At 51.5% G+C, this 23,060-nt stretch carries 21 protein-coding genes; 12 read left to right on the top strand and 9 right to left on the bottom strand.

What is annotated here, in order from left to right:
* Positions 1–20 precede the first annotated feature (20 nt).
* The 4 genes from HMF8227_RS13030 (at position 21) to HMF8227_RS13015 (ending at position 2,637) form a co-directional block, all read left to right on the top strand.
* Positions 21–428, top strand: coding sequence for a hypothetical protein (locus HMF8227_RS13030; RefSeq protein WP_109340592.1), 408 nt, complete (start codon positions 21–23; stop codon positions 426–428).
* 117 nt (positions 429–545) lie between these two features.
* Entirely contained in the window at positions 546–1,706 is a 1,161-nt protein-coding gene (locus tag HMF8227_RS13025) for a tetratricopeptide repeat protein (RefSeq protein WP_109340591.1), read from the top strand.
* A complete protein-coding gene (locus tag HMF8227_RS13020) occupies positions 1,703–2,020 on the top strand; it encodes a zinc-binding metallopeptidase family protein (protein ID WP_162558610.1) in 318 nt (105 codons plus the stop codon). The genes HMF8227_RS13025 and HMF8227_RS13020 overlap by 4 nt, the downstream gene beginning before the upstream one ends.
* Positions 2,017–2,637 (top strand): M28 family peptidase, encoded by a 621-nt coding sequence (locus tag HMF8227_RS13015; RefSeq protein ID WP_162558609.1) that lies wholly within the window; start codon positions 2,017–2,019, stop codon positions 2,635–2,637. Before HMF8227_RS13020 ends, HMF8227_RS13015 begins: the two co-directional genes overlap by 4 nt.
* Here the strand turns inward: HMF8227_RS13015 and HMF8227_RS13010 are convergent.
* Positions 2,623–3,576 carry a phospholipase A gene (locus HMF8227_RS13010; RefSeq protein ID WP_239421310.1) on the bottom strand — a complete coding sequence of 318 codons (954 nt, stop codon included), beginning with the start codon at positions 3,574–3,576 and terminating at the stop codon, positions 2,623–2,625. The genes HMF8227_RS13015 and HMF8227_RS13010 overlap by 15 nt on opposite strands.
* Before the next feature lie 227 nt (positions 3,577–3,803).
* Here HMF8227_RS13010 and glnK point away from each other — a divergent pair, with 227 nt between their 5' ends.
* From glnK to HMF8227_RS12995, 3 genes are all read left to right on the top strand, one after another.
* Complete coding sequence (gene glnK, locus HMF8227_RS13005; protein WP_109340587.1) at positions 3,804–4,142, top strand: P-II family nitrogen regulator; 339 nt, start codon at positions 3,804–3,806, stop codon at positions 4,140–4,142.
* Between the two features lie 15 nt (positions 4,143–4,157).
* Positions 4,158–5,426 (top strand): ammonium transporter, encoded by a 1,269-nt coding sequence (locus HMF8227_RS13000; protein ID WP_109340586.1) that lies wholly within the window; start codon positions 4,158–4,160, stop codon positions 5,424–5,426.
* Between the two features lie 501 nt (positions 5,427–5,927).
* Complete coding sequence (locus tag HMF8227_RS12995) at positions 5,928–6,389, top strand: phosphate-starvation-inducible PsiE family protein (RefSeq protein WP_109340585.1); 462 nt, start codon at positions 5,928–5,930, stop codon at positions 6,387–6,389.
* A gap of 51 nt (positions 6,390–6,440) precedes the next feature.
* Here the strand turns inward: HMF8227_RS12995 and HMF8227_RS12990 are convergent, their stop codons facing one another.
* Positions 6,441–8,198, bottom strand: coding sequence for an alpha-amylase domain-containing protein (locus HMF8227_RS12990; protein WP_109340584.1), 1,758 nt, complete (start codon positions 8,196–8,198; stop codon positions 6,441–6,443).
* Positions 8,199–8,529: 331 nt separating this feature from the next.
* On the opposite strand from HMF8227_RS12990, the gene ggt reads away from it, so the two are divergent.
* Together ggt and HMF8227_RS12980 are read left to right on the top strand one after the other, a co-directional pair.
* Positions 8,530–10,215: a gamma-glutamyltransferase gene (gene ggt, locus HMF8227_RS12985; RefSeq protein WP_109340583.1), complete on the top strand. Its 1,686-nt coding sequence runs from the start codon at positions 8,530–8,532 to the stop codon at positions 10,213–10,215.
* Between the two features lie 40 nt (positions 10,216–10,255).
* On the top strand, positions 10,256–11,179 hold the full coding sequence (locus HMF8227_RS12980; RefSeq protein ID WP_109340582.1) for a Dyp-type peroxidase: 924 nt from the start codon (positions 10,256–10,258) through the stop codon (positions 11,177–11,179).
* A 6-nt stretch (positions 11,180–11,185) separates the two neighbouring features.
* Here HMF8227_RS12980 and HMF8227_RS12975 read toward each other — a convergent pair whose 3' ends face one another.
* The 5 genes from HMF8227_RS12975 to HMF8227_RS12955 form a co-directional block, all read right to left on the bottom strand.
* On the bottom strand, positions 11,186–12,025 hold the full coding sequence (locus HMF8227_RS12975; protein WP_109340581.1) for a 2OG-Fe(II) oxygenase family protein: 840 nt from the start codon (positions 12,023–12,025) through the stop codon (positions 11,186–11,188).
* A gap of 18 nt (positions 12,026–12,043) precedes the next feature.
* Positions 12,044–13,252: a NupC/NupG family nucleoside CNT transporter gene (locus HMF8227_RS12970; RefSeq protein ID WP_109340580.1), complete on the bottom strand. Its 1,209-nt coding sequence runs from the start codon at positions 13,250–13,252 to the stop codon at positions 12,044–12,046.
* A gap of 9 nt (positions 13,253–13,261) precedes the next feature.
* Positions 13,262–13,888 (bottom strand): uridine kinase, encoded by a 627-nt coding sequence (gene udk, locus HMF8227_RS12965; RefSeq protein ID WP_109340579.1) that lies wholly within the window; start codon positions 13,886–13,888, stop codon positions 13,262–13,264.
* Positions 13,889–13,974: 86 nt separating this feature from the next.
* Positions 13,975–14,919 carry a hypothetical protein gene (locus tag HMF8227_RS12960; RefSeq protein WP_109340578.1) on the bottom strand — a complete coding sequence of 315 codons (945 nt, stop codon included), beginning with the start codon at positions 14,917–14,919 and terminating at the stop codon, positions 13,975–13,977.
* Positions 14,906–15,760 (bottom strand): PhnD/SsuA/transferrin family substrate-binding protein, encoded by an 855-nt coding sequence (locus HMF8227_RS12955; protein ID WP_239421309.1) that lies wholly within the window; start codon positions 15,758–15,760, stop codon positions 14,906–14,908. Before HMF8227_RS12955 ends, HMF8227_RS12960 begins: the two co-directional genes overlap by 14 nt.
* A 266-nt stretch (positions 15,761–16,026) precedes the next feature.
* Between HMF8227_RS12955 and HMF8227_RS12950 the strand changes: the two genes are divergently transcribed.
* Complete coding sequence (locus HMF8227_RS12950; RefSeq protein WP_476707505.1) at positions 16,027–19,239, top strand: TonB-dependent receptor; 3,213 nt, start codon at positions 16,027–16,029, stop codon at positions 19,237–19,239.
* Between the two features lie 96 nt (positions 19,240–19,335).
* Here HMF8227_RS12950 and argR read toward each other — a convergent pair whose 3' ends face one another.
* Complete coding sequence (argR, locus tag HMF8227_RS12945) at positions 19,336–19,800, bottom strand: transcriptional regulator ArgR (RefSeq protein ID WP_109340577.1); 465 nt, start codon at positions 19,798–19,800, stop codon at positions 19,336–19,338.
* A 158-nt stretch (positions 19,801–19,958) separates the two neighbouring features.
* On the opposite strand from argR, the gene mdh reads away from it, so the two are divergent.
* Entirely contained in the window at positions 19,959–20,894 is a 936-nt protein-coding gene (gene mdh, locus HMF8227_RS12940; protein ID WP_109340576.1) for a malate dehydrogenase, read from the top strand.
* 335 nt (positions 20,895–21,229) lie between these two features.
* Positions 21,230–22,288: an aldo/keto reductase gene (locus HMF8227_RS12930; protein WP_109340574.1), complete on the top strand. Its 1,059-nt coding sequence runs from the start codon at positions 21,230–21,232 to the stop codon at positions 22,286–22,288.
* 48 nt (positions 22,289–22,336) lie between these two features.
* Here the strand turns inward: HMF8227_RS12930 and HMF8227_RS12925 are convergent, their stop codons facing one another.
* The gene (locus HMF8227_RS12925; protein ID WP_109340573.1) at positions 22,337–22,993 is read right to left on the bottom strand and encodes a hypothetical protein; all 657 of its coding nucleotides are present in this window, start codon (positions 22,991–22,993) and stop codon (positions 22,337–22,339) included.
* Between the last annotated feature and the right edge of the window lie 67 nt (positions 22,994–23,060).

Below are 23,060 nucleotides of genomic sequence, written 5' to 3'. Positions count from 1 at the left end.
ATCCGTAAAGGAGAAGTAGGATGAAGTTTCAGGCCCATGGACGAGTGCAGGTCCGTGCAGAACCGGAGCTGTTGGTGATCGACGCCGACGGGCCCGGTAATGCTGAGTTGTTGCAAGAATATCAGCTACAGGTGGCCGCTTATCGCGAACAACTATCAGGTCAACCCTGGGGGCTATTAATGAACTTCAATGGTGATGTGCTGTTGACGGCCGATGCCCTGGATTTGTTGCAGGAGTCTATCGCCCGCTCCAAGGCCGCCGGGATGTGTGCGGTGGCTATCCGCATTTTGGACTGTAGCTGCCCGTCATTGGTGAAAGGCATATGGGATAAGGTCTATGAGCAGGCCAAACTGCCCAACGCCTATTTTGACGACGAATCCTCTGCCAGACAATGGTTGGGGCAGCAGCTCATGGCTGTGACCGAATAAGGAATTAAATCACTCCTCGGGCGGTCCAATCTTCTGTGTCTTTGAGTTTCGCTAACGCGGGTCTTCGTCAGCTTAGCGTTGTTTCACTATACTCAATAGGCAAGACAGAGGAGAATAATGATGACGCATCCTATGATTGTAGGGGTGCTGCTGGTTTTTTTACTGGGATGTGAGACCACCAACACTCACCGCTATGCTGAGATGGACGCTGGCTTTCAGGATCGGTTTTTTGAGGGCTATCAAGAGGTGGCTATCGAAACTGAAGAGCAGGTCTTCGCCATTTCACCGTCCATGGTTCGGTTTATTGAGCAACGCCGACGTTACGCTGAGTCACCGAAAGAGCAGGTTCAGGAGCTGGTAAAAGGCATTTTTGGCCGCGCCAATATGAACTTGGTCTATAACTCCACTGCCAATAACACTGCCTCGCAGACCTTTGCTCAAGGCCAGGCTAACTGCTTGTCTATGACCATAATGACCTATGCCCTGGCTGATTACGCCGGTATGCAGGTGCATTTCCAGCAGGTGGAAGTGCCGGAGTTTTGGGAACGGCGCGATGGCGTCAGTTTGCTAAACGGCCATGTGAATCTGCGCATTTATCCGGGCGATGATAGTCGTTATATGTACTTTAGCCGTCCGGGACTGGAGGTAGATTTTGACCCCTCGGAGTATCGTGATGTTTTTGAAAGCGAGAAAATCTCCAAACAAAGGGTATTGGCCATGTTTTACAACAACAAGGCTGCCGATGCGCTGGTGAAAGATGATTATGTGACGGCCTATGCCTATTTAAAGCGGGCCCTGATGACCGATCCTGAGTTACCGGAGGGCTGGGTAAACCTAGGGGTACTGTATCGATATAATCATCTTCTGGGTGAGGCAGAAGCCGCTTATCACCAAGCGTTGAATTTGGCACCAAATCACACAGCACTGGAAAACCTGGCTCTGCTTTATCAGATGACCGGCCGCGATGAGCAGGCCGAAGTTATGTTGGCACGGATTGAGCGGCAACGGCAGGATAATCCTTATTATCACTTCTTGTTGGGTGAGATCGCGCTGGATGAAAGCCATCCCAAGGAAGCTATTGACCATTATCGTGATGCATTAAAGCTGGATCGCAATAAGCATGTCTTTTACTTCGGCCTGGCTCGGGCTTTTGCCGAATTGGGTAATATGGATGCCACTCGTCGCTATTTGAAAAAAGCGCGGCAATACGCGGATTACCAGGACGAAGAGCGTCGCTACGATAATAAGCTTAATCTGTTAAGTCGGGTCTCGCTGTGAGGTTGTGGCCTCAGGTGTTACTGTTTTCGGCTTTGTTACTGTGGCGCCCGGCGATGGTGCACGCCAATGAGCCAACCTGGCAACATATGCAGGCTCTGACGGCTCCCGAGATGGCAGGTCGAAAAAGTGGCAGCGACGGGGCCAGGAAGGCTCGGGATTATATCCACCGGCAGTTTGAGTTAATGGCGTTGACCCCTTTTCATGATGGCTACTTCCAGCCTTTTCGCCATGAGCACCTTATCGGTACTACCGAGGGGGTCAATGTGGCGGGGTGGCTTAAGGGGGGGAGCGGCCGGAAGCCTTTATTGTCGTGACGGCTCATTATGATCATCTCGGGCGTCACGGGGGGCGGGTGCATCCCGGTGCCGATGATAATGCCAGTGGTGTCTCGACACTATTAACGCTTGCCGATTTTATGCGTAAGGTGAAATCGTGCCACTCCATTGCCTTTGTAGCCACCGATGCCGAGGAGAAAGGCTTATACGGGGCTAAGGCGTTCTTATACCAAGGGCCTGTAGCGAAAGAGCACATCAAAGCCAATTTGAACCTCGATATGCTGGGCCACAGTGGCCGTCGGGATGTTCTTTACTTGGGGGGACCGCGTCACTACCCGGAGCTGAATCAGGCCAAGCGCTTGGTTCTTGGGCGTTTTTCGAGCTTTGTGAAGGAAGGTCGTGATGGTCGTGGCTTTAATTATGATCGCAGCCGGCGTATCGACTACCGCAATGCCAGCGACCATGCGGTTTTCGATAGGGCAGGGATTCCTTTCATCTTCCTAAATGGTGCTGACCATAAGTATTACCATTCGCCACGAGATACGCTTGCGCGGATCGACCGGGACTATTTTTTCCGAGCCGTGGACGTCGCTAAGACAACGCTTATGAGCTTGGATCAGACCCTCTCTGGTTGTCCTGGCTCAAAAGAAAGCTAACTGCACACCGATGCTAAAACGTTGTTGGTGGCGGTTGTAATCAATCAATGAGTCGCCGTAGCCGTTAAAGTATTTCAATACCAGATCGTAGCGCTCTGAAATGGGATAGCCGAGAGTGAGGTCCAGGCTACCCTTGTTATCGCTGGTTTTCAGGTTGTTACGAACCAAAGCCAGAATGTTAAATGCGCCCAGCTTGGTGCCGTAGCCAAACTCAAAATGGCCCAGATAATGAGTAATGTCCGGGTTGTCATCACCGTCAGGGTCCAGTGGCGAGTCTTTTGCGTCTTCAGGCAGTCGATACCAGGCTTTCAGGTAATAGGCCGAATCTTCATCACTGAACAGGATGGAGCCAAATAGGCGATTCCAACTGCGTGAACGCAGTTGATCCTGCCCATTAGACTGATGGTTAAAGCCAAGCTGAGCGGTATTAAACGTAAAGCCAAACAGGTCCAGGTCGGTGTGGAAGATATAAAACAGTTCCGGCTCATAGTTGGTTTCGCGAAAAGGCTTAGAGACTTCTGAGTTATACACTTGCCAGTTGGACATGGCGCTAAAGCCAAAATACAGACCTTCTAAATCCTTCCCAGGGCTGTCCAGAAAAATAGGCATTTTAACGCTGACCTGAAAGCGCGATTCTAAGTGGTCCACCCGGCCCTGAGTAAAATCATCGCTGCCAATCTGATTGGGGTTTGTCTGATAACTCACCGGCAACAAATAATTCTGACGATGCTGACTGATGGCGTAAGGGTTGTTCAAAGCTTGCTGGTCAGAGAGCAGGCGTTTATCCATGATTGACCAGGCAGGCCCGGTATAGATGTCCTCTGGCAGTTGTATCTTGTTGGCCAGACTGGTCGCTTCTTTTTTACCGGTGGCCGAAGTCTGCTGGCCTGATACGTTAGTTGCAACCAATAGCAACACTAGTAATAACCCTGTTTTCATCGTTTCTGTTTCCTTGCTCATTCACGCCCCCAGTGTATACCACTGAGAGTCAGATAAGGAAAACGCCCCAATAAAGTGCAATAGGGTGGCTGGGCACTCTTATGGTGCGAATAAGGGAGCGAAACTGTTCAGTAAAATATTTAACTTATTGAATTAATTGGATTAAATTTTCTGGCATAACTCTTGATAGCGAAGAGCGAGAGGAACAATCAATCAGGAGCAATGCTATGAAACTAGTCAGTGCCATCGTTAAGCCCTTTAAGCTTGATGATGTTCGCGAAGCCATCTCCGAGATCGGCATCGACGGTCTGACCGTGACTGAAGTAAAAGGGTTTGGTCGCCAGAAAGGTCATACTGAGTTGTATCGCGGTGCGGAATATCAGGTGGATTTCTTACCCAAGATAAAACTGGAAATCGCCGTTCAGGATGATCATGTAGAGCGTTTGGTGGAAGCCATCGTCGAGGCTGCCAAGACCGGCAAGATCGGCGACGGTAAGGTTTTTGTGTTTGATCTGCAAAGTGCGGTGCGCATTCGTACCGGCGAGACAGACGGCGACGCCATTTAAACTGAGGAGATCGTTATGGAACAAGCATTTCATTTGCAGTACGCCATCGACACCTTTTACTTTTTGGTGTGCGGGGCGTTAGTGATGTGGATGGCCGCCGGCTTTTCAATGCTGGAGGCGGGCCTGGTTCGGGCTAAGAATACCACCGAGATATTAACAAAGAACGTAGCGCTGTTTGCCATCTCTTGCACCATGTATCTGGTGTGCGGTTACGCCATTATGTACGGTGGCGGGATCTTCTTAAGCGGGATCGAGAATGTCGATGTTGCCTCAACACTTGGCGACTTTGCCGCTCGTGAAGATGGCTTTGAAGGGGGCGCTATCTACTCGGGAGCGTCGGACTTCTTCTTCCAGGTGGTATTTGTGGCCACTGCCATGTCGATTGTCTCAGGTGCCGTGGCTGAGCGTATGAAACTGTGGGCATTTTTAGCCTTCACCGTGGTTATGACTGGCTTTATTTATCCTTTAGAAGGCAGCTGGACCTGGGGTGGTGCCGACGTGTTCGGTGCTTACAACCTCGGCGACCTGGGCTTTTCCGATTTTGCAGGCTCTGGAATCGTGCATATGGCTGGTGCTGCTGCCGCTTTAGCCGGAGTATTGCTATTGGGCCCCCGTAAAGGTAAATACACTAAGGACGGCAAGATCAACGCCATTCCGGGTGCCAACCTGCCTTTGGCAACACTGGGAACCTTTATTCTGTGGATGGGCTGGTTTGGCTTTAATGGTGGCTCGGTATTAAAACTGGGTGACATCGCTAATGCCAATGCGGTTGCCATGGTCTTTCTGAACACCAATGCGGCAGCGGCAGGCGGTGCGATTGCAGCACTGGTGCTGGCAAAGATTCTGTTCAAGAAAGCGGATCTGACAATGGCGCTAAACGGCGCACTGGCTGGCCTGGTGGCAATCACTGCAGAACCCTCCACCCCGACCGCGTTGCAGGCTACTATCTTTGGCGCCATTGGCGGCGTAATTGTGGTGCTGTCCATCGTGGCTCTGGATAAGGCCAAAATTGATGACCCTGTAGGTGCTATTTCTGTGCATGGGGTAGTGGGTTTGTTCGGTCTGCTGATCGTGCCTTTGACCAACTCTGGCGCCAGCTTCTTCGGTCAGATCATTGGCGCGTTAACCATTTTCGTCTGGGTGTTTGTTGCCAGTCTGGTTGTCTGGGGCATCCTGAAAGCGGTGATGGGTATTCGAGTCAGTGAAGAAGATGAATACGAAGGACTGGATACGGTAGATTGCGGTTTGGAAGCCTACCCAGATTTCACCGGATCGCGCAAGTAAGCGCTAACGAACTGTCGGGTCTGTCAATCCAATAACAATCATAAGGCATTCCCGACCTCCTCGTTCTCTAAAGAGAACAGGGGCTGCGAGGCCCCACCATCAACTGTGTGAATACCATGCAGTCTGATCTTTCGCTGTGTCCTTTAGCCCCGCTTTGCGGGGCTTTTTTATGTTCAGGGATGAACGGTATCCCACGAATGCAGGGAGCAATTCGTGGGATATGTCAGCGGATACGTCACGAATGCAGGGAGCAATTCGTGGGATATGTCAGCGGATACGTCACGAATGCAGGGAGCAATTCGTGGGATATGTTAGCGGATACGTCACGAATGCAGGAGCGGCGATGTCCAGGGTGACTCGGCAGAAAACCGCTCCTGCGTTTTCTGCATTTCCGCCATCCATGGCGGTCCGGTGCGAATGCGCTCATCGCTTACGGAAGGATGACAGAGGTTATTAAAAGTCGCTATAGTCTCCGGACAACACAGCACCGGAACTATATCTATGCACGGAGATCATCAAGAAAAAGACAATCACCTGAGCGAGCACTCAGATGACAAGTTGATATCCGGCCTGAATCGGCTTATCCGTTTGGCAATCCGAATTCTGGCCGTGCTGATGGTCGGAGTCATCTTTTGGTGTATTGCCGATGTGGTGCTGGTGCTGTTTAGCAAGCTCAGTAAGCCGCCGCACTTTTTGCTGGAGCTGAATGATATTTTCGTCGTGTTTGCTGCTTTCCTGGCGGTATTAATCGCGGTGGAGATCTTTGCCAATATCACTCTCTACCTGCGAGATGATGTGATTCACGTCAAGCTGGTGGTGGCAACGGCTCTGATGGCCATCGCGCGGAAAGTTATCGTGCTTGACTTCAGCATTATCAAGCCCGAGTACCTGTATGGCGTTGCCGCGGTGGTCCTGGCGTTAGGAGTGACCTACTATTTGGTCTCCCGGACAGCCAGAACTTAGTCACGACGCTGTATAATAGAAGCATCCCCTGCCAACGGCAGGGGAGTTGGCTCAGAAGCCGCCGTTAAATAATGGGTGTAAGTTAGTGTGATCGTGATTGGCGCCCGATTCCCATTGCTCTCCGGTGCTGCCGGTGGCGCCCTTGCGAACTTTCCACTCAAACTGCCCCGGATCCTGGATTGTTACCTTCCAGACATTGCCCTCCGTCCAGGTGCCTTCCACACCCCCACCCCAATTGGTTAACTCGGAGGTGTTGCCAGTGAAATACAGTGAGTTGCCCATGCCCACATCCTTGGTCATTTTTAAGGTGATGGTGTTTTGAGTGCTCAGTTGTGGCACCCAAATTGACCAGCCGTCCGCTTCGGATACACTCACCGGAAACTGGCCCATACCATTAGCATCAGTGGTGACGGTACCGTCTACATTGCCGGTGTAATCGTAAAAAGTGGTATTGGGCTGACGGGAATTAATACTAAAGCTTTGCTGAGTACCCCAGTCACGACCAGAAATAAGCATGACCAGACCGGTACCCTTTACATTGGGCAGGCCTTCCCGAACGTAGGCATAGATCGCTTCGGTGTTGCCGGAGAACTCATGACCGGGGCCATAGGCAAAGTAGCGTCTGGCTTCGATCAGGGGGGTCAGTGTGGGTGCCATGCCGAACTCGTCATAGTCCCGGGCAAACACCGTGGGGGTGCCTTTTTCCCGCATTAAAATATAGGCATAGGCCTGGTTCTTAAAATTAGTGACTTGCGGTTTGTTATACGGGTTCCCCTCACGGCTGGTGTCGTGATTATCGACAAAGGTCACTGCCTGGTCGGCATAGGCGGAGTTAATCAGGCCTCCCCACCAACGCATATCCTTACTGCCACTGCTCAAAGCGACAAAGTCATCGCGTAAGCCAAAATCAAACGCATTCAGGTGCTCTGAACCCACTTGATCCAGATAGCCACCGATATTGCCGACCCAGGACTCGGCCACGAAGAAGAGGTCCTCAGCCGTGTTGGCCTGCATATGCTCGACCCATTCATGGGTAAAGTCAGTGTCGATATGGGCAGTGGCATCCATGCGAAAGCCGTTAAAGCCTACAGTATCGATGACCCACTGGCCCCAGGCCTTCATTTCGTCACGAGTATCCTGGCGGCCCCAGTCCACATCCTCGCCCATCAGATAGTCATAAGAGTAGGTATAATCCCAGCCTTTATCGGGAAACAGGTTACCCCCGGAAGCATCAAAGGCCTGCCAGTTCCAGTCAAAGTCGTGCCACAGTACGCCCCAACGGCTATTGGTGTAATGAGTCTGGCGACCTTGTAATTGATACTCGGTCCAGGCATCTCCCCAACCGGGTACGGCTTCCTGTGCATCGGCGCCCATACGGTGGTTAAACACCACATCGAAATACGCATCGATGCCCAGTGCGTCCAGTTTCGACAGTGCTTGCTCAAGCTCCATCCGAGTGCCGTAACGAGTCGGGATGGTGCCTTTTTGATTAAACTCACCCAGATCCCAGAAGTCGTATACATCATAACCGACACTGTTGGTTCCATTCATGGCCTTCGCCGCCGGAGGCAACCACATGGCGGTGATACCCGCGTCGGCCAGAGGCCGAGCCATGGTACCCAGCTCCGTCCAAAGCCCAGGGTAGGCATCCCAATAAAAGGCCTGGTACAGGGTGTCGTTAACCTCAGACTCGGGAATCTGTGGCAGCTCCTGCGCGCCAAGTGTCAAACTGCTTAACAGCGTGGCAGACCCCAATAAGGCAGCGTTTATCTTTTTGTATAGTATTCGGGTTAAATGTGATGGATGCATGGTGTCCTCTTTCGGTTGAATTGCAGCTCCGTCCCAATTCGATGCCATTCAGAGGGGCGTACAGGTCTTTCATCAGAATTGATGGAAGAGAGCCCTCCGTGTCCATTTTAATTTGACGGAGTCGCTGGTGTTCATTGTTAATATTTTGTAACTGACTCGGTTGCGATGTTTAACATTTGCACAATGCCAGGGAAAATGAATACGTATGTAACTCCAACACTCCATCGACAATGGTCGTCGATTTGGCTAACTTTGACGTAGGACACTTCTTAATCTGGTCTGCCTCTGCTAGCTTGAAGCACTTAAGCCATTTACATTTTTAGGATTTTTTATGATTCGAACTCTGACCTTGCTGTTGGCTCTGTCGACCTGCCTGCCGACGTTCGCCTTTGATCGTGTGACTGGAAAGATGTTTGCCAGTCGCTCCGAGGTAATCGCTCAAAATGGTATGGCGGCCACCAGTCAGCCTCTGGCTACCCAGGTGGCTCTGGATATCCTCAAGCAAGGCGGCAACGCCGTAGATGCTGCCATCGCGGCCAACGCTATGCTGGGGTTGGTGGAGCCCACTGGCAATGGCATTGGCGGCGATCTCTTTGCCATTGTCTGGAATGCTGAAGAGCAGAAACTCTATGGTTTGAATGCCTCGGGTCGCTCGCCTAAGAGCCTGACTTTGGAGTATTTCCGCGAGCAGGGCATGAGTAAGATCCCTGCGTACGGGCCTCTGCCGGTATCCGTACCGGGCACGGTGGACGGTTGGTTTGAACTGCACGATAAGTTTGGCGGCCTGCCCATGACCGAGATTCTGGCTCCCACCATCGAGTACGCTAAACAGGGCTTTCCTGTCTCGGAGCTCATCGCCTATTACATTCAGCGCAGTGTGCCCAGGCTGTCTAAATACGAAGGCTTTAAAGAGACATATATGCCGGATGGCCGCGCGCCTCGTAAGGGCGAGATCTTTAAAAACCCGGATCTGGCAGCAACTCTGGAGAAGATTGCCACCGGTGGCCGGGATGCCTTCTACAAAGGCGATATCGCCCGCATTATTGCCGATTACATGGAGCAGCAAGGGGGCTTTTTAAGCTATGAGGATCTGGCCTCCCATACGTCTGAATGGGTCGAGCCGGTTTCCTCTAACTACCGTGGTTACGATGTCTGGGAACTGCCGCCTAATGGTCAGGGCATCGCCGCGCTGCAAATCCTCAATATCATGGAAGGCTTCGATGTGGCCGGGATGGGATTTGGTTCGGCCGACTATGTGCATGCCTTTGTGGAAGCCAAGAAGCTGGCTTTCGAAGACAGGGCTAAGTTCTACGCCGACCCGGACTTTAACGATATTCCGGTGGATTGGCTGATTTCTAAAGACTACGCCGAAAAGCGCCGTCAGTTGATTGATCGCGGCAAGGCCGCTAAACGCTATGATGCTGGTATTCAGCATGGCGATACCATCTATCTGACCACGGCCGATAAGCACGGCAATATGGTATCGCTGATCCAGAGTAACTATCGAGGCATGGGCTCGGGCATGACACCGACGGGTCTGGGCTTTATTTTGCAGGATCGCGGCGAACTGTTCTCATTGGAGGAGGGGCACTTTAATCAGTATGAACCCGGTAAACGCCCGTTCCATACCATTATTCCAGCCTTTGTGACCCGTAATGGTAAGCCCTGGCTCAGCTTTGGGGTAATGGGCGGAGCGGCCCAGCCGCAAATGCACGCTCAGGTGCTGATGAATATCATCGATTTTGGCATGAATCTGCAAGAAGCGGGTGATGCGCCGCGTATTTTGCATACCGGCTCCAGTCAGCCTACCGGTGAAGTGATGGCCGATGGCGGAGTGATCAGCCTGGAAAACGGCTTCGGGCCTGAAGTAAGGCGCAAGCTGATGAAGATGGGTCACACTCTGCAGGATACCACTGGCGCTTTCGGGGGCTATCAGGCTATTATGCGCGATCATAAGAACAATACGTTTATTGGTGCGTCTGAAAGCCGCAAGGATGGACAGGCCGCCGGTTATTAGAGCGTGTCCGCTATCGTAGGCACGCACCAGAGGGGATGGCATGTCGCAACCGCAAAAAGGGATCTGTGCTGAGGCCAATCTGCACGGACTGTTTTTGTTATTCAATGTAGTGGAAGACGACCCGGCGTTGATCCGTCGTCAACTGGCCCGGATACTGGGGCTGTTTGACCACTATGATGAAGAGCATTACGAAGCCATGGTTTCCGGCGTAGTGGCGGTGGGCAGCAACTATTGGCTGGAGTTGTACCCCGGCCTGATTCCCATCGAACTGGCACCCTTCCCCGATATGCACTGTGGCGACCGTCATGCCCCGGCGGTGCCTTGCGATCTTTATATTCAAATTCGCGCCGATCGGGCCGATGTCTGCTTTGGCCTCGGTATGGCTGTGTATGAGCTGTTGAAGCCCTATGTCGAGTTGGTGGAGCAGGTGAAAGGCTTTCGTTATCTGGATGGTCGTGACCTGAATGGGTTTCGCGATGACAACGGCAACCCCAGAGGCCTGCGCAAGATGGATGTGGCGATTGTGGGTGACAATGATCCCGACTTCGCCGGTGGCAGTTATCTGCATATCCAGCGCTATCGACATAATATGGATAGGTGGGAGCAACTGTCTGAAGCCGAACAGGAAGTGGTGATGGGCCGTACCAAGGCCGACGGTGTACCGCTGCCAGAAAGTCTGCTCGACAGCGGCTCTCACTTTCAACGGACTTCACAGGCACAGGACGGTCAGCCACAGGAAATATTGCGCCAGAGTATGCCCTATGGTGATATGCAGGAACAGGGGCTGTTTTTTGTGTCCTGTGCGGCCAGCCCCAAGCCTTTCACTCGCATGCTGGAATCCATGATCTACGGCGATGACGAGGGCACCTACGATAAGCTGCTGGATTACACCAGCGCAGAAACCGGTGCCGCTTTCTTTGCGCCCTCGGTGAGCTTCATCAAACGTCAGGCGCGGGGCTCATAAAAACGGCTAGAGTACGCCCAGCTCCCGTAAGCGCTCATTTAAATAGCTGTCGGCGGTATGACGTTCGGACAGCACTACATCCGGTCTGGGGTGCAAAAACAACGGCAGAGAAATCCGTGACCGAGTGCGGCGTCCCCCGTCCGGGTTGATGACCCGGTGAGTGGTAGACGGGAAGTAACCACCAGAAGCTTCTTGCAGCATATCGCCGATATTGACGATCAGGTTGCCAAAATCACAAGGCACATCCAGCCAGTTTCCGTCTTTGGCCTTCACTTGTAGTCCCGGCTCATTGGCCGCTGGCAGGACGGTGAGCAAATTAATGTCTTCATGGGCGGCGGCGCGAATGGCACCCGGCTCTTCCTCGCCGGTAATGGGCGGGTAGTGCAGCACCCGTAGCAAGGTCTTCTGGCTGTCGCGGATCATTTCAGACAGTGGCTGACTAAAGCCGCTTTTAACATCGGCTGGTGAATGGGCTTCTACCCAGCCGAGTAACGTCGCGGCGAACTGATTGGCGTTTGTGTAGTAGTCTGCCAACTCGGCTTTGAGTTCTTCCGGGCACTGACCCCAGGGGTAGTAATGGAAGTACTCCTTAATATCCTTGACCTGATTGCCCTTGGCCACTTCCGACACCGTGGGGGGGAAGTAACCGTCCTGGGTCTCAACTTTATATTCGAAGTCGTGTTTACGCTCGCTGCCGAAAAAGTCCAGCCAGTGTTGGTAGATGCTGTCTACCTGCTGTTGTTGAATCGGATGGTTTTTTAATACGCCAAAGCCGGTCTCGCGCAGAGACTGAACAAAGTGCTCTGCTGCGTCAGGGGCATTAAAGTCAACAGCTTGCAGTTGCATATGATCCTCGTTAGGCAATTACAGATACAGGAAAAAGCCCGCCAGTGCGGCGCTCATCAGGTTCGATAAGGTGGCAGCCAGTACGGCGCGAAGGCCAAGCCGGGCGATATCCTGACGCCGGTTGGGTGCCATGGCACCCAACCCGCCCATCAGAATAGCGATGGACGAGAAGTTGGCAAAGCCACACAGGGCGAAGGTAATAATAGCCTGACTGCTCTCGGTCAGTTGTTGTCTGTGATCAATAAAGTCCAGGTAAGCGACAAACTCGTTCACCACCATTTTCTGACCAATGAAGCTGCCCGCTAAATGGGCGTTTTCCCATGGAATACCCAAGGCCCAGGCTAATGGCTGGAAAATGTAGCCCAGGATCATCTGGAAGGTGAGCGCTTCGTAACCGAGCAGGCCACCAATCCAGCCAATCAAGCCGTTAAGCAGCGCGATCAGCGCGATAAAGGCCAGCAACATGGCTCCGACATTGACCGCGATTTGCAGGCCTGCGGCCGCGCCCGACGCTGCAGCATCGAAGATATTGACGTATTTTTCGCCCGGGTCTTCCAGCTCTTCAATATCATTGCGGGGTTTATCGCTTTCCGGGTAGATGAGCTTTGCCATCATCAGACCACCGGGAGCAGCCATAAAGCTGGCCGCGATAAGGTATTTAAGCTCAATACCCAGAGCCGCATAACCGGCCATTACCGAGCCAGCGATACTGGCAAGCCCTCCTACCATCACCGCGAATAACTCGGAACTAGTCATCTGGCGGATAAAGGGCCTGACCACAAGCGGGGCTTCGCTCTGGCCGATGAAAATATTTGCGGCCGCCGACATAGACTCCGGTCGGCTGGTCTTAAGTACTTTTTGTAAGAAGCCACCAATCAAACGAATGATCCACGACATAATACTGAGGTGGTAAAGCACGCTGATCAAAGACGAGAAAAAGATGATCACCGGCAGTACGTTAAAGGCAAAGATAAAGCCCAGTGATTTGTCACCCACCTTACCAAACAGAAACTCAATGCCAGTGTCGCTGTAACTCAGAACATGACCCACCGCTTCTGATATGGATAACAGCGCACGCTTTCCTGCGGGCACATAAAGAATCAGCAAGCCAATACCAGCCTGAATAATAAAAGCGCCGAGTACCGTGCGCCAGTTGATGGCACGGCGTTGCTTCGACAGTAGCAGCGCAAGGCCAAACAGCAGCAAAATGCCGATTAAACTCATCATGATAGTAACCTACTGATTTAATAGCTGCTGGATGTGGGACTTAAGAATATCCAGCGCGATACGGTTCTCACCGCCCTGCGTAACGACTACATCAGCCTTAAAGCGACTGGGCTCCACAAACTGATGATACATAGGCTTGACGGTGGCTTCGTATTGCTCGGTGATGGAGTCCAGACTGCGTCCGCGCTCCTGCATATCACGCTTGATTCGACGGATCAGACAAATATCCGGTGGGGTATCCATAAAGACCTTGATATCGAAAAGCGGCAGCAGTTCCGGACTGGCCAGCAGCATGATGCCTTCCACCAGTATGATCTGGGCTGGCTCAACGGCGTGTGTTTTCGGTTTCCGGGTATGAGTGTTAAAGCAATACTGAGGATAGTCGATGGACTCACCGGCCTTGAGTTGGTGCAGATGCTGTTCGAGCAACTCGTGCTCGAAAGCTTGCGGATGGTCATAATTGGTCTGCTGTCGCTGAGCCATGCTCAGGTGGGATTGGTCCCGATAGTAGTGGTCCTCGCACAGAGTACGAACATCCAGACCATCACCCAAGGCTTCCTGAATCAGGGTTTGGGTAAACAGCGACTTGCCTGAGCCGGACGCTCCGGCGATAGCAATGACACAAGACACAGACATGACAAAACAAGGCGGTGAATTAGGGCGGCAAGCTTACCAGTGTGGTTAAAAAATGCCAGCACCGGGCATAAGTTTGCTTTACGTAATTACTTACCTATCACCTCATAGCGCGTGTCATCCAGTGCTGGCAGTGCATAGCTGTGTAATTTGGAACGAGAGCCTTCGCCGCGCGCCTTGGGGGGATAAAAGCTCGCTTTCAATTCGGGCGTATCGAAAAACACTTCATCGAGAGCCGCACGGATCTCGCTTAGCATCTTATCCAGGTTGGCGTTAAAGTCTGGGCGTTTACGAATGGTATGGCCCAGTTCTATCAGTCGCTGAAAGTATTTATTCGCCAGCTCCACCAATTCCTCCGGTACCTGCTTGTGGTGGTGCAGACGTTGCTCCGGGTTTTTCTGACAGTATTCCAGCAGAGCCAGATAAAAGCAGTATGGTTTATTGGGCAACTGCACATCGTGGCCATTAATACGGTTAACAATGCTGCGTTGGTTAAGATCAATGGTTAGGTATAAGGTGTCTTCTGAGGATGTATCCGGGGTTTCGGCTTCCTGCTCGTTTTTTAGCATGGTGCTGGCGCTCACTAGCCAGCTTAGAAACGCAGCAACAAGCACTGTAAGCGCAGAGAGGGATTGCCAAAGAGGTTTCGGATAAGAGGCAATAACAACGGGAACCGGACCCTGAGACAGCATCAGCTGGTGCTCGGTTCGCAGACTAGAGTGAATGGGAAGGGCTACATCGGCACCCTGTATCGACAACACGCGCAATGGCCACTGCTCTTTTTGCAGCTGCTTGTTGAGTTGGTGAATATAACGCTGCAGTAATGAATCATCTACGGAGATACTCAGTCGTGGATCGGTTAGCTTGAGCTGAGGCAGATCGAGTGCCAGTCTCTGCTTTATCAGTGTTTCCGCATTTTGCATTGTATTTGTGTTGGCATAGTGCCAGCTGGTGCTATAACCAAACTGAAGTATCAGGTAGATGGCCATAAAGCACAGCACAGGCAGACGTGGTTTTAGCTTACTCAGCTGCATTGCAGTCTCCCTCCAGCTCAAGCTGCTGGTAGTAAGAGCTTGAAGCTTCGGCTGCTTGCTGGCTGAGGGCATCCTGTATGGCGCAGCGCAGATTAATATTGTTTTGTGGTAATTTCAGATACCAGTGACTGCCACTGATAGTGTCACCAATGGCAGTGGCATAGTTTAGTGAAAAACGCTGCTCATCACTTTGCTTCCAGTAGCTGGAAATAATGTCCACCTCCCCGCGGCTCAGCAGTTCCCGGAGCTCATCATGGCTGCTGGCGTAAGTCAGCTGCATGTTTTCAGGAGGAAGATCCAGTGAATTGAGGAGACTCAGTGGCAGAATATAGCCTGAACGGCTTGTCGGGGAATCCACCAACCCCATTGACTTATCCATTAGGTAACCCTTACTTAACTCGGGCTTTTCTTTAAGAGCAATGAAAAAAGCCCGGTAATCCGGATAGCTGGCGATACGTTGGTAGTTGTAGGTTTCTGAAGCCTGAGTTACGGCCATGAGATGCTTTTTCACTAGTGCTAAATTGGCCTGTCCTTTACCCACATACTGCATGATTTCAGCGTCGTCGTTCAGCCACAGGGCTTCTACCCGCCCAAACTGTTTAATGACGTCTTGTGCCTGGCAGAGCCTGGATGGTAAATGCCGGGCTTGTTCAGGCTGAGAGGTGATGAGAGTAAATACTTGCTGAGAATCGTTCCCGGTAGAACACTCGTAATGACGCTGCAGTACCGGAGCGAGAGGAAGGTAACTCTGATAGGCCTGCCGGTAAGCGACGACCATTAACACAATAGCGAGGGCTGAGGTAACTAAGGCTATCAGCCAGGGCTTTCGAAGTACGGGCATCAATTCTAGTTCTGGGCGGACCAAGATAGCCGTATTTCACCAGTAAAGCTTACTTATCGCAATAAGTAAGCTTACTTTATGGCTGTAACTTGTTGATTACAGGACTATATGAACAACTGATTATGAATGGCTTTAAGTGCTTTTTTTCTGGCATAAAGTGCTCAGAATATGGCCGGTATTTTAAGTACGGCTGATGCCACAGCAGAAAACCAATTTGGTGCGGGGCAGCCGATGACCATACATTATTTTAAAAGCTAGGAACAAGAATGTTGTCGAGTAACAAGCTTAACAAGATCGCACTTGGAGTCGCGCTTTCTGTTGGACTTTCAACAGCCACAGTCGCACAAGAGACCTCATCGTCTATGCGGGGGGTGATCAAAGGACCCGAAGGTAATCCTGCGGGTAATACGAAAATAACCGTGTTACACCAGCCCTCTGGCACGGTCAGTGAGTTCGTGACCAATGAATCGGGTACTTTTATCGCCAAAGGTCTGCGTGTCGGCGGCCCGTACACTGTTGTAATCGATTCAGACCAGTTTCGTGATGCCATGGTCGAAGGTGTTTACCTGAATTTGGGGGAAACTTATCGGTTACAACGCCAGTTAGAGAGCCAAGACGTGGAAACCGTTGTTGTGACCGGCCGGGCAATGATGATGGATACTGGCGGCGCAAACAGCGTATTCGGTGAAGACGTTATTGACAATGTTCCCAGCTTGAATCGTGATCTGAAAGATGTCGCTCGCCTTAACCCTCTCGCGAGTATTAATGGCAGTGGCGAATTGAGCATTGCTGGCGGTAACCCGCGGACTAACAGCATTACTGTGGATGGTATCGGCCAAAATGATGACTTTGGTCTCAACTATGGTGGTTACCCCACTGAGCAGCCTCCGGTATCATTAGATGCGATTGAGCAGGTTTCTGTATCAGCGGCGCCATTTTCAGCCAAGAAAGGGGATTTTTCTGGCGGTACCATTAACGCTGTTACCAAATCGGGCACCAACGAATTCAAGGGCTCCGTTTTTTATGAGTTCATCACCCCGGAAATGCAAGGTGATGTAGAGCGCATCGTTCGCCTGATTGACGAGGGGGGTAAGGCTACTGACGAGAATGGCTTCCGGGTGTTTGATACGGAACAAGTCGAGCCGATTGAAAAAGAGAGTCGATTCGGTCTGACCCTGGGCGGACCTATCATTGAAGATGAGTTGTTTTTCTTTACCAACTACGAAGAGTGGAAGCGTGAGTTGGAAATGGACTATGGGTTTTTAGGCAGTGATGCGACTCATCGCTACAATACCTCCCGAGAGAATTTTGACCGCTTCCTGAGTATTCTTGAAGACACGTATGGCTTTGAGGACTCCCTGGGCGGCAACCCGGAAGATAATGATCGCAAATGGCTGACCAAACTGAGTTGGAATGCCAGTGATAGTCATCGTCTTGATATTACCTATCAGTGGCAGGATAACAAAGACGAGCGCGAATTTGGCACGGGGGGCGATGACGTTATGCTCGAGTCTCGTCGTTACGTCTATCACACGCGCATGAATAACATCTCTGCGCGTTTATACAGCGACTGGTCACCCAGCTTTGTGACTGAGATGGGCGTGAGTTATAAAGATGTTGAATCTCAGTCGCTGACTCGCGTTGGCTTTGGTTCTGTCACTGTGGATGAGTATTACCGAGGCCCTTCATATGAATTTGGTCGTGATGTTTATCGTCATGCGAATGCCTCCGATAACCAAAATTTAAAGTTCAATTTAGATGCGACATGGTTATTGGGTGAGCATGAGATCAAATTCGGGGCCGAATTCGAACGCCTTCGCTTGTATAACATGTTCGTCGAAAACTCGCTTGGCTCATGGGAATTCGACAGTCTGGACGGGTTTGAAGAAAGAGAGGTAGGTAACTTCAGAGGCAACTATGATTTCTCATATGCCAATGCCTACACTAATGATCCCACCGATGCCGCGTACGATGCCGTTCGCCACACGATGGCGTTTTACGCCGAGGATACGTTCTACGCCTCGAACTATCTGGAGCTAACAGCTGGTCTACGCTACGAACGTCTGTCTTCAGATGACGAGCCTTCGTTGAACCAGAGCTTTGTCGATACCTACGGGTTCAGCAATCAGGAGAACCTGGACGGGCTGGATATCCTCATGCCCCGTGTAGGCTTCCGCTACTATGCCTCTGATGATATTACTGTTCGTGGTGGTATTGGCCGGTTCTACGGTGGTGTACCAAACGTTTGGTACAACAACCCCTTTACAAAGGACGGTATCACCCTTGTATCAGCGCCTGAGAGTGTGGTGAACGACTATTTCGCCAACACCAGCGCACCTGCCGATTTCACGCAAGTGCCTCAGACGATCCGGGACTCTCTGATGAGAGGTGCGGGTAGTACCAATTACACCGATCCAAATTTTGACTTGCCATCGGACTGGCGAGCTCAAATTGGTGTTGATTACAGCTTCGATATTGCCGGCATAGGCAACAACTTCCAGCTCAGCTCTGAATTGCTCTACATGATCAAAAAGGATGAGCCAGTGTGGTTAAACACGGCGATTGAACCTGTAGGCACTATGACTGACGGTGAGCGCCTGATTCAAGACAGTATTTACGAAGGTGACCTGGCAGAGAACTTCGATATCATGATGACCAATGCCGAAGAAGATGGTAAGAGCATTATCTTCACGGCCAAGCTGGCTAAAGAGTGGGACAACGGGCTGCATTTCACTGCCAGCTATGCCAATCAAAATATTGAAGAAAACACACCGGGCTCCTCCTCCAGAGCTCAAAGCAACTATAAACATTACATCGTTAAAAACCGTAACCACCCGTTTGCGGGGCGCGGACATTACGAAGTTGAACATATGTTTAAGTTAAACCTGGGTTACGAAAAGGAATTTTTCAGCGGGTATGAAACCAGCATCAATCTGTTCTTTGAGCGTAGATCTGGCCGCCCATTCAGCTACACCATGGGAATGTATCAAGACCGCGACCTGGGGGATACAGAAGACTTTTACAGCAACGGCGCGTATCTGCCTTATATTCCTACAGGGCCGAACGATCCTAATGTCGACTGGGAAAACTCCATCAGCTGGGACGAGCTGTCTACACTTCTGGCGCAAGCTGGTATAGAGCCTGGTGGCTACATTTTAGGCCGCAATACGGAAACGCAGCCATGGGTTACCGAGCTGGACTTGAGCGTGAAACAAGAGATCCCCGGATTTGTTGAAGGTCACAAGGGCACATTGTTCGTCACAATAGACAACTTGGCGAACCTTCTTAATGACGACTGGGGGCAGGAGCGCCGTTTAGGGTTCTGGAACCAGAACTTGTACGACTTTGGTGGCGTATCGGACGATGGCCGTTATCAAATCGATGCCCGATTCGATGGTTACGATGTGCGTAACTATGATCAGATAGATCTGAACAGTTCAAGTTGGAGCATTAAGCTGGGTGTTCGTTATAGCTTTTAATTAATGGACTGTCCGTCAGGGAGGACGACGCTTAATAAAAACCCGGCTTCAAATGCCGGGTTTTTTATTAACTTGCCGATAGGCTGGAAATAGTTTCTAGCTCACGTTTTCAAACATATCCTGAACGTGATCACAGATCTTATCGATGCGATTCACATCGCTGGGAGCGATAAAGATGGTGTCGTCACCGGCGATGGTGCCGAGCACGCCGTCAGCCAGGCTGAGCGAGTCTAATAAGCGGGCAATCAACTGAGCGGCGCCCGGACTGGTCCTGATAATGATCATCACATTGTTATGGGTGATATCCAGCACCAACTGTTTCAGCGGGCTCTTGGCAGTGGGAACGCCGAGCTCCGGAGGCAGACAGTAAACCATTTCGCCACGCGCGTTGCGGGTTCTGACCGCACCAAACTTGCTGAGCATCCGTGAAACCTTGGATTGGCTAATGTTGTCAAAGCCTTGCTGCTTAAGTGCATCCACAATCTCGCCCTGAGAGCCAAAGTTCTCCGCCCTTAGAATCTCACGAAAATATTTAACCAGCTCGTCTTGTTTGGTGGCCATAATCCTCCGCCTTAAAATGCATAATTATCTAAGTTGGACATGATACTTGATCTGGCGCTAGGGGGTAAGTGTTTCTTGGCCTGAGTTCTTGCTATAAGGGGCGTCAGCCATTAGTATTTGCTCGCGTATTTATTCACATAATCCCACAGGAGACGAATATGAAAGTAGCCGTTTTGGGCGCGGCCGGGGGTATCGGTCAGGCCTTGTCACTTTTGCTGAAAACTCAGCTTCCCGCAGGCTCTGAGCTGTCACTGTACGATGTAGCCCCAGTGGTTCCTGGCGTTGCTGTAGATTTGAGTCACATTCCTACCGACGTAAAGGTAGAGGGATTTGGTAAAGACGATCTGGCCTCGGCACTGAGTGGCGCTGATATTGTTCTTATCCCTGCGGGCGTGCCTCGTAAGCCTGGCATGGATCGTTCCGATCTGTTTAATACGAACGCCGGTATCGTTAAGAACCTGGTAGAAGCCTGTGCGGATAACTGCCCCAAGGCCTGCATTGGTGTTATCACAAACCCGGTTAACACCACAGTAGCGATTGCCGCCGAGGCGTTGAAGGCCAAAGGCGTTTACGACAAGAGCAAGCTGTTCGGTGTCACCACGCTGGATGTGATTCGTTCCGAAACCTTTGTGGCTGAGCTGAAAGGGCTGTCCACCTCTAATGTACACGTGCCGGTTATCGGTGGTCACTCAGGTACCACTATCCTGCCGCTGTTGTCTCAGGTGAAAGGCGTTGACTTCAGTGACGACGAGATAGAGAAGCTGACGCATCGCATTCAGAATGCTGGTACCGAAGTTGTCGAAGCCAAAGCGGGTGGCGGCTCGGCTACTCTGTCTATGGGTCAGGCGGCAGCACGCTTCTGTCTGTCTCTGGTATCAGCCATGAAAGGTGAAAATGTGGTTGAATACACTTATGTAGAAACCAACAGCGACGATGCGCGCTTCTTCTCGCACCCGGTTCGCTTAGGTCCAAACGGTGTGGAAGAAATTCTGCCTTATGGTGAACTGAGCGACTTCGAGCAGAAAGCCAAGGCGGATATGCTTGAAGGCCTGCGCGGTGATATCAAGCTTGGCGAAGACTTCGTTAACGGTTAATCCGTTATTACGTTACCCAGGCTCATAGAAGGCTGCCCCCGGGCAGCCTTTTTTATGTTCAGGACGAACGGTATGCCGCGAGCGCATGGAAGCGCAGGAGCGGCGATGTCCAGGGACGTATGGTATCCCTCGAATGCAGGGAGCAATTCGAGGGATATGTCGGAGCATATTAGACGAATGCAGGGAGCAATTCGTGGGATATGTCGTACCTGCGAAAGCAGGTACCCCGGGGGTAGAACAATGAGAGTGACTTTCAGTGCCTGGAACTCAGCCTGTCTTTTCCTGCCTACCACTATGGTTTACTCTTCTAAACACCACTCAATATTGGAGTTGTTATGCACTATAGCCGACTAGGTAGTAGCGGCCTCAAGGTTTCAAGAGTCTGTCTGGGCACCATGACCTGGGGCAAGCAAAATGACCAGGCTGATGCCGATCAGCAATTGGGCTATGCGCTTGAGCGTGGGGTGAATTTTATCGACACCGCCGAGCTTTATGCCATCCCCCCAACTCAGGACACCTATGGGGCCACCGAGCGTATTATCGGCAACTGGCTAGAGCGTCATGGCAGCGCGCGCGATAAAGTGATTATCGCCTCAAAGATCGCCGGTAATGGCCTAAAGTACATCCGTGGTGGCAGTGATATCAGCGCCAAGACCGTTGGTGAAGCTATCGACGGCTCGCTGGCGCGCCTTAACACCGACTATATCGATCTGTATCAGCTCCACTGGCCCAATCGCACCTCGCCCCATTTTGGCAAGCAATGGCCTGGGATGCTGGCACTTTCTGGCGTCGATGCTCAGCAGCAGACGGAGCAGATGTTAGGTATTCTTGAATCTCTGGAGGGGGCCATTAAGGCCGGTAAGATCCGGCACTGGGGTTTATCCGACGATACTCCCTGGGGCATTCAACAATATCTCAGCTTGGCCGAACAGCACGGGTTTACTAAGCCAGTGTCGATCCAAAATGAATTTAATCTCTTGCACTGGAAAGACTGGCCTTATCTGATCGAGCAGTGTGTTCACTCAGACATTGCCTACCTGCCTTGGTCGCCATTGGCGTCGGGGGCACTGACCGGTAAGTATCTGGATGGCAAAATGCCGGAAGGCTCCCGCTGGACGCTGATGGCGAATCACCGCAATGGCTTATTCAGGGATACTCAGGCATCGAGAGACGCAATAAGGGCGTTGGTAGAGCTGTCGGGAGAGTTTGACATCACCCCGGCTCAGCTTGCGTTGGCCTGGTGTAACCAGGTGGATGGGGTTGTTTCGACCATCATTGGTGCTACTGATATGACGCAATTAAAAGAGGATATGGATGCCTTCGAGCTCACCCTTTCTCAAGAGCAGCTCGATGCTATTGGTAAAATTCTGCATCAATACCCCATGCCGTATTAAGGCAATAAAAAACCCGGCAGTTGCCGGGTTTTTTATCAGTTGTGAAGCTTAGCCGTTAGAGCCAGTGCCTTTGGCTTTTGCCTGCCCCTGCATCTGTGATTGCATCATCTGCTGCATCATGGCCTGATATTGTTGTTGAGCCTGATTTAACTGAGTGATCAGCTGCTTCGTTTTGGGGTTTTGCTCTTTCATGGCTTCTACCAGCGCGTCACCGTAGCTGGTGCGTGCATCCTGCACGTCGGTATCTTGCATAGCTTGTTGTTGCGCCTGGCTCAGCTTCTGGCTTTTCTGCTGATACTCTTTGCGCAGACTTTGCTGTTCTTCCTGACTGGCTTCACCGCTTTGTACCTTTTCGACGATGGTATTCAAACGGTCGCGCGTGGCGGCAGCTTCAAAGCCGTTGCCTTTCATGGTGTCGTCCAGAAGCGTTTGATAATCATCGCGCTGGGCCTGTAAATCTTCGTTGTTGGCCAGCGTGTTTTGCTGAATTTCCTGCAGCTCACTGTTCAGATTCTGGATCTTCTGACGAACCTGAGACAGCTGCATGGCGGGTGCGGCTTGTGCTGCCATCTGGCCTTGTTTTTGTGCCTGGCTCTGAGCCTGCCCCAGTTGCTGTGCCTGAACGCTACTGGCGGAAAAGGTGAAAGTGGCTGCCAGAACTGCTGTGATAATTGCCTGACTGGCGGTAGCCGAAAATAAGGACATAGAAACTCCTGTCGGAAATCAGATAAATTCAAAGGTTACATAAGCACGGTAACAGACCGGCGGGGGG

It is taken from the genome of Saliniradius amylolyticus, assembly GCF_003143555.1.
GTDB classification, from domain to species: domain Bacteria; phylum Pseudomonadota; class Gammaproteobacteria; order Enterobacterales; family Alteromonadaceae; genus Saliniradius; species Saliniradius amylolyticus.
This window is presented reverse-complemented; position numbering and strand designations above follow the sequence as displayed.